At 67.4% G+C, this 6852-nt stretch carries 4 protein-coding genes; 1 reads left to right on the forward strand and 3 read right to left on the reverse strand.

Annotation, left to right across the window (positions count from 1 at the left end):
- Positions 1–24: 24 nt before the first annotated feature.
- From manD to XaplCFBP3123_RS20535, 3 genes are read right to left on the reverse strand one after another with little or no spacing between them, the layout of a single operon-like run.
- Complete coding sequence (gene manD / locus XaplCFBP3123_RS20525) at positions 25–1284, reverse strand: D-mannonate dehydratase ManD (protein WP_104535700.1); 1260 nt, start codon at positions 1282–1284, stop codon at positions 25–27.
- Positions 1285–1295: 11 nt separating this feature from the next.
- Positions 1296–3260, reverse strand: coding sequence for a sialate O-acetylesterase (locus XaplCFBP3123_RS20530; RefSeq protein ID WP_104535701.1), 1965 nt, complete (start codon positions 3258–3260; stop codon positions 1296–1298).
- Positions 3257–5467: an alpha-glucuronidase family glycosyl hydrolase gene (locus XaplCFBP3123_RS20535; RefSeq protein WP_104535702.1), complete on the reverse strand. Its 2211-nt coding sequence runs from the start codon at positions 5465–5467 to the stop codon at positions 3257–3259. The genes XaplCFBP3123_RS20530 and XaplCFBP3123_RS20535 overlap by 4 nt, the downstream gene beginning before the upstream one ends.
- A 161-nt stretch (positions 5468–5628) precedes the next feature.
- Between XaplCFBP3123_RS20535 and XaplCFBP3123_RS20540 the strand changes: the two genes are divergently transcribed.
- On the forward strand, positions 5629–6702 hold the full coding sequence (locus XaplCFBP3123_RS20540; RefSeq protein WP_172453421.1) for a LacI family DNA-binding transcriptional regulator: 1074 nt from the start codon (positions 5629–5631) through the stop codon (positions 6700–6702).
- Positions 6703–6852: the final 150 nt, after the last annotated feature.

Below are 6852 nucleotides of genomic sequence, written 5' to 3' on the forward strand. Positions count from 1 at the left end.
CGGCATCAGCCGTTGTGGACTGCATCACCAGTCCCACATCGCGCCGTCTTCCAGCCGCGCAACCGGCAACTGCTTGGGCACGTAGGGATGCTTGGCGGCCAGGGCTTCGTCGATGTCCACGCCATGCCCGGGCGTTTCGCCGCAATGCAGGCGGCCATCGCGGAACACGTAATCGTGCGGGAACACCGCGTTGGCCTCGTCAGAATGGAACATGTATTCCTGGATGCCGAAGTTGGGCACCCAGGTGTCGAAATGCAATGCCGCGCCCATGCACACCGGCGACAGATCGGTGGCGCCGTGGAAGCCGGTGCGCACCTGATGCAGCGCGGCGAAATCGGCCAGCCGGCGCACATGGGTGATACCGCCGGCGTGGACAATGGTGGTGCGGATGTAGTCGATCAACTGCTGTTCGATCAGGTGTTTGCAATCCCAGAGCGAATTGAACACCTCGCCCACCGCCAAGGGGGTGACCGTGTGCTGGCGGATCACTTCGAACGCGCGCTGGTTTTCTGCAGGCGTGGCGTCTTCCAGCCAGAACAATCGATACGGCTCCAGGTCGCGGCCCAGGCGCGCGGCCTCGATGGGAGTGAGCCGGTGGTGCGCGTCGTGCAGCAGCTCGATCTCATCGCCGTGGTCGCTGCGCAATTGCGCGAACAGTTTCGGCACCACGCCGAGATAGCGCGGCGTGGACCATACCGTTTCGGTCGGCAGTTCGCTTTCGGTCGGCTCATACGGTTTGCCGCCGCTGGAAATGCCGTAGGTCTTCTTGATGCCGGGCACGCCGCACTGCGCGCGAATGGCGATGAAGCCAAGCTCGCGAAAGCGGCCGACTTCCTCGCTGGTTTCGGCGATATCGCGGCCATTGGCATGGCCGTAGACCAGCGCGCCCTCGCGCGAGCGCCCGCCCAGCAGCTGATACAACGGCAGGCCCGCCATCTTGCCCAGGATGTCCCACAAGGCCACGTCCACCGCGGCGATCGCGCTCATCGTCACCGGGCCGCGCCGCCAGTACGCGCCGCGGTAGAAGAACTGCCAGATGTCTTCGATGCGGCCGGCATCGCGGCCGATCAGGTTCGGCACCAGGTGTTCCTGCAAATACGCCGCCACCGCCAGTTCGCGGCCATTGAGCGTGGCATCGCCGAGTCCGGTGATGCCCGAGCGGGTACGGATCTTCAGGGTGACGAAGTTGCGGCCCGGGCAGGTGACGATGACGCGCGCCTCGACGATCTCGCGATCGCGGGCCGAGCCTTGCAGCGGAGCAGGGGAGTCGGGAGTCTGTGACATCGTGGTCTCGCTCAGGGAGAAGTGGCGGCAGTGATTGGGAGTTCGAACGGGCCGGCCGGCAGGCCGCTTGGGTCGTACAAGGTGCACACCGGGCTGTCGGCCCAGCAGTAGCGCACGCGCGTGACGGCCAGGCCGGTGGGAATGCGCAAGCTGATGGCGTGGTCGTGCAAGCTGGCAACGGCATAGCGACAGCTGTTGGACGCGGCGCCGCACAGCTCGAAGCCGATCGGCGCATCGGCGCCATAGCTGAGCAAGGCGGTGTCCACATCGTCGAAGGCGATGCGCACGTCGTCGCCTTCGCGTTGCGCGCTGCGCGGCACCGGGCCGGAGGGCGCAAGCGCCTCGCCATACACCACCTGCCGCGCCGCGCGCGCCAGGCGCCGGCCCAGTTCCTGCTTGTTGGCCGGATGGATGTCGTAGCGGTCGCCGATGTCGATCGTCACCGCCAGGCCGGCATGCGCATCGTTGGCGACGAAGCGGCGTTGCGCCTCGCGCAGTTGCGCCCAGCCGCTGTCGACCGGCTGGGTGGGCGGCGCGCCATAGTTGGCCAGTTGCACGATCAGCAGCGGCAACTGCGTACCGAAGCGCTGCCGCCAATCGCGTTGCCATGCAGCGAGCAAGGCCGGGTAATGCACCGCATCGCCGGCATTGGATTCGCCCTGGTACCACAGCACGCCACGCAGGCCGAGCTGGCCGAGCGGGGCGATCATGCCGTTGTACAAGGTGGTCAGCCCGGCCGCCGACGACCATGGCGCACGCGGTGGCGAGCCCGGTTGCGGCGGCACGATGCGGTACTGCCAGGGCGCATCCAGCGGCAGCGTGCTGCCATCGGCGAACTGCAGCGCACGCGATTGCGCATCGCCCAGCAGCCCGCCACGCCGATAGGTATTGAGCACATTGAGCACGATGCTGTTGCGCCCGGCATGCAGGCGCCCACGCGGCACGCTGTAGCGACGCGGCTGATCGGCGCCGTAACTGCTGCCCACGCCGTGCCCGTTGACCCAGGTCTGGTCCAGCTCGTCCACCGGCCCGAGCAGCAAGCTGGCGTCCTGCGCGGCCTGCGCCTGCGTCAGCTCCACGCTGGTGCGGTACCAGACCATGCCGTTGAAGCCGACCAGCTGCGGCACGCCCCAGTCGTCCCACGCGCCCAATGCCGCCGGTGCGGCCTGCCAGGCGCCGGGTGCATCCGCTTGCCAGGGCTCGCCTTTGCCGTGCGCATGCCACCAGGCCTCCCATAGCGCAGCCCAATGCGGCGCGGCATCCACCGGGTCGCGTGCGTAACGCGCCAACACGTCCAGTGCCGGGCCATCGTCGCCGGCAGCGCGCAGTGCCTGCTCGCCGATCCAGGCCTGCAGTTGCGAGCCGCCCCAGGAGGCGTTGATCAGGCCCATCGGCACATCGACGGTCTTCTGCAACTCACGCGCGAAGTAGTAGCAGGCCGCAGAAAACTCCTTCACCGTTTCCGGCGTGGTGAGCTGCCACGTGGCAGCGCCACCGAAGCCGCGCTGCGGGGTCGGGCTGGACTGCGCCGGCACCTTGAACATGCGGATGCGCGGGTTGTCGGCATCGGCGATCTCGCTACGCGAATCCAGCGTGCGATGCACCGGCAATTCCATATTCGACTGGCCCGAGCACAGCCACACATCGCCGATCAGCACGTCGTTGACCTGCTGCGTCACGCCCGCGCTGGTGCGTGCGCTCAAGGTGTACGGGCCACCTGCAGCGTGTGCGGGCAGGCGTGCGTCCCAGTGGCCGTGCCGATCTGCGCGTGCCTGCACCTGCTGCGCATCCAGTTGCACGCTCACGCGCGCGCCTGGGGCCGCATCGCCCCACACCCGGATCGGCGCATCGCGCTGCAGCACCACATGCTCCTGAAACAGCGCATGCAGCAGCGGCGCATCGGCTGCCTGCGCCAGGGGCGGCAGCAACGCTGCCGCGAGCGCTGCCATGACAACCGTCAACGTACGCGCGCTCATTTCGGATTCCCCGGCGCATACGGAAACTTCAATGCCTGGTAATACGCCAGCGGATGCGCCGGCGGCGCCGTGCCGGCCGGCAACGGCCGCCCGGACACGCTCTGGAAATAGGCGATGCTGGCATCGCGCCACCACTGCGCTTCGTCCTGCTGGATCGCCAGGAAGTTCGCCACCTGCTGGTAACGCGGCGGATCGATCCTGCCGGCAAGGCCCTGCCAGGTCGCGCGCATCGCACGCACCTCGTCCATGCCGTGGTCGTAGTGCCACACCAGCTCGTCCCACAGCGGCCGCCCGGAGGCCATGCGGTGCTCCCAGGGCACATGGTGGAACCACAGCAGGTAACGCTCCGGCACGCGCTGCACATCGCCGAACACGCGCGCCACCGGCCTGGCGTACTGCGCCACCGCATTGCTGCCGCTGGCACTGCGGTCGAAACCGATCCCGTCGCGGTCGGCGCGGTGGTAGTAGACCGGGTCCCAGTCCGGGCGCGCACTGCCGGCATCCCACGGCGCCGGGCCGTAGTGATGGCCTCGCCCCATCAGGTGATGCAGGCCGAGCGGGGTCATGTAGTCCACCACCGCCTCGCGCGAGCGCAGCAGCATGTCGACCACGGGCGTCACCACGTCAGCATCGTTGGAGAAGGTCATGCGCACCCAGTCCTGCGCGATGGCCTGCGGCGACACCTGCGGATTCCACGCCAGCCGCCCGTACGCATACCAGTTGGCCTGGTCGAAGACCGAGCCGCTCCAGTTGCGGTCCGCACCGATGTTGGCCACCCCGGCCATGCCGGTCAGCCGCGTGCGGCCGGCCTCCTTGAACAAACTGCCATCCACGCTGCTGGCCACCGTCGATCCCTTGCCGCGCGCATAGGTGTCGGCCTGCAGGGTCTCGGAAAACAGCGTGCCCAGATAGGCCAGATGGGTGGAAAAGCCCAGATACTCCTTGGTGATCTGGAACTCCGGCATCAACGGCGTCTTGCGCATCGCGCCGAACAGCGGATGGAATGGTTCGCGCGGCTGGAAGTCGATCGCCCCGTTCTTGACCTGCACGATCACGTTGTCGCGGAACCGGCCATCCAGCGGCAGGAACTCGCTGTACGCCTGCTTGGCGCGATCGTCCGGTTGCTCATGCGAATAGACGAACGCGCGCCACATCACCACCCCGCCATGTGGTGCCAGCGCATCGGCCAGCAGATTGGCGCCATCGGCATGGCTGCGCCCGTAGTCCTGCGGGCCGGGCTGGCCTTCGGAATTGGCCTTGACCAGGAAACCGCCGAAGTCCGGAATGCGTGCATAGATCTGGTCGGCGGTGTGGTGCCACCACCGCTGTACCTGCGGATCCAGCGGGTCGGCGGTCGTCAGGCCACCGATCTCGATCGGCGCGCTGAAACGCGCGCTGAGAAACACCCGGATGCCATAGGGACGAAACACCCTGGCCAGCGCTGCCGCCTTGTCCAGGTATTGCGGGGTCAGGCTCCAGGCCTTGGCATTGACGTTGTTGAGGACGCTGCCGTTGATGCCCAGCGATGCGTTGGCGCGCGCATAGTCGGTGTAACGCGGATCCAGATACCCGGGCAGGGTCTGCCAGTTCCATAACGAGGCGCCGGCATAACCGCGCTCGACCACCCCATCCAGGTTGTCCCAATGATTGAGCAGGCGCAGCTGCAACCGCGGCGACTCGCGCAGGTCCAGCGCGGCCAGCGACTGGCTGGTCTGCAACAGGCGCAGGAAGTGGAATGCCCCATACAGCGCGCCCACATCGCTGCCGCCGACGATGGCGGTAGCGCGATGCCCGTCCACGCTGACACTGCGGATCAGATAGCCGTCGCGGCCCAGGCCGGTGGTTTGCAGGTTCAATGCCGCGATCTGCGGCGCTGCGGCCGCACCCAGCACGATCGCACCATCGCGCGTGACCGTGGCGGACGACGGCGGCGCAGCACCAAGCATGCCCGACAGCCCGCGCTGCAACTCATCGCGTGCGGCCTGCAACGTGGGCGAGTTGCCGGCGACGATCAACTCGCTTGCGCTGCCGCGCAACTGCGCCGCGTTGGCCAGCGAGTGGTAGCGCAACCATAAGTCGTAGCCATCTTCGGCGCGCGCATTGGCACTGCCCAGCACCAAGCCAGATAGCAGCAGTACCGCCAGGAACCATGGACGTGCCAACGCACCGCAATACGCGACGCAACGCTCCGTTGCACCCGCGCTCATGCGGCATGCTCCATCGACATCCACGCCCACGGCGGCGTATCGCCGCTCTGCCGGCTTCCCGGTACCATGCGTCGCATCGTCATGCACGCAGTCGGCGCTTGCGTTATCGCAGCGGTTTGTGTGCATCGTGCAGGTTCGTCACCCACTTGAAGAGGCCACGCTTGGAGAAGGTCAGGAAATCGGTCCGCCGCACCAGCCGCGCGACCACCATCGACGAGGTGGCGGCGCTGGCGAAGGTCTCGCCGATGACGGTCTCGCGCGTGGTCAACAACAACGGCAGCGTGCGCGATGCTACCCGCGCACGCGTGCTGCGCGCGGTCGACAAGCTGGGCTACACGCCCAACCTGGCGGCCAGTGCCCTGGCCGCCGCGCAGAGCACGCGCATCGCGTTGATCTACAGCGATCCCAGTGGCGCCTACCTGCGTGAGTTGCTGCTGGGCGTGTTGCGGGTTGCCTCGCGCACGCCGATCCAGCTGGTGATCGATTGCTGGGACGACCTGGATGCCGACGCCGAACGCCGTGCCGCACGCAAGCTCGCCAAGGGCGTGGCCGGGGTGATCCTGCCGCCGCCGCTGTGCGAATCCAAGGCCGCGGTGCTGGAACTGGTACGTGCCAAGGTGCCGGTGGTGGCGATCGCCTCCAACCATTTCAGCCCCGATGTGGCCTGTGTGCGCATCGACGAATTCGCAGCCGCCAAGGAAATCACCGGGCACCTGATCGCGCGGGGCCACACGCGTATCGGTTACATCGCCGGGCATCCCAACCTGTCCGCCAGCACGCGTCGTTTCGAAGGGTTTCAGGCGGCGCTGGCCGATGCGGGCCTGCGTCTGGATCGGCATCTGGTGCAACCGGGCGACTACACCTACAAATCCGGCCTGGTCGCTGCCGAAAAACTGCTGGCACGCAAGCGTCGCCCCAGCGCCATCTTCGCCAGCAACGACGATATGGCCGCCGCCGCGATCTCGGTCGCGCATCGGCGCGGGCTGGATGTGCCGCGGGATCTGTCGGTGGTCGGCTTCGACGACACCTCCGCCGCCACCGCGGTCTGGCCCGAACTCACCACCGTGCAGCAGCCCATCGCCGCCATGGCCGACGCCGCGCTGGACATCTTGTTGAAGACGATACGCGCCAAGGATCGCACGGCGAAGATGGTCGATCATGTGGTCGCGCACCTGCTGGTCAAGCGGGATTCGGTGGCCGCACCGGCGGCGCCGGATGCAATGGGGCAGCCTTGACGCTGCACGCGTCTAAGCGCGCTGGCAGCAGGTGATCGCCTGCGTGTGCAGACGATCACCGGCACGGCATCAACGCGTCAGATACTGGTTGATCAGGTTCTCGTAGGCTTCCTGGCGGCCGCTGAGTTGCTTGGGCGCGTTACCGGCCGC

It is taken from the genome of Xanthomonas arboricola pv. populi, assembly GCF_002939945.1.
GTDB lineage: Bacteria > Pseudomonadota > Gammaproteobacteria > Xanthomonadales > Xanthomonadaceae > Xanthomonas > Xanthomonas arboricola_A.

Coding starts and splice junctions, on each gene's coding strand:
- manD (WP_104535700.1), bottom strand. CDS start 1,284: ATGTCACAGACTCCCGACTCCCCTGCTCCGCTGCAAGGCTCGGCCCGC.
- XaplCFBP3123_RS20530 (WP_104535701.1), bottom strand. CDS start 3,260: ATGAGCGCGCGTACGTTGACGGTTGTCATGGCAGCGCTCGCGGCAGCG.
- XaplCFBP3123_RS20535 (WP_104535702.1), bottom strand. CDS start 5,467: ATGAGCGCGGGTGCAACGGAGCGTTGCGTCGCGTATTGCGGTGCGTTG.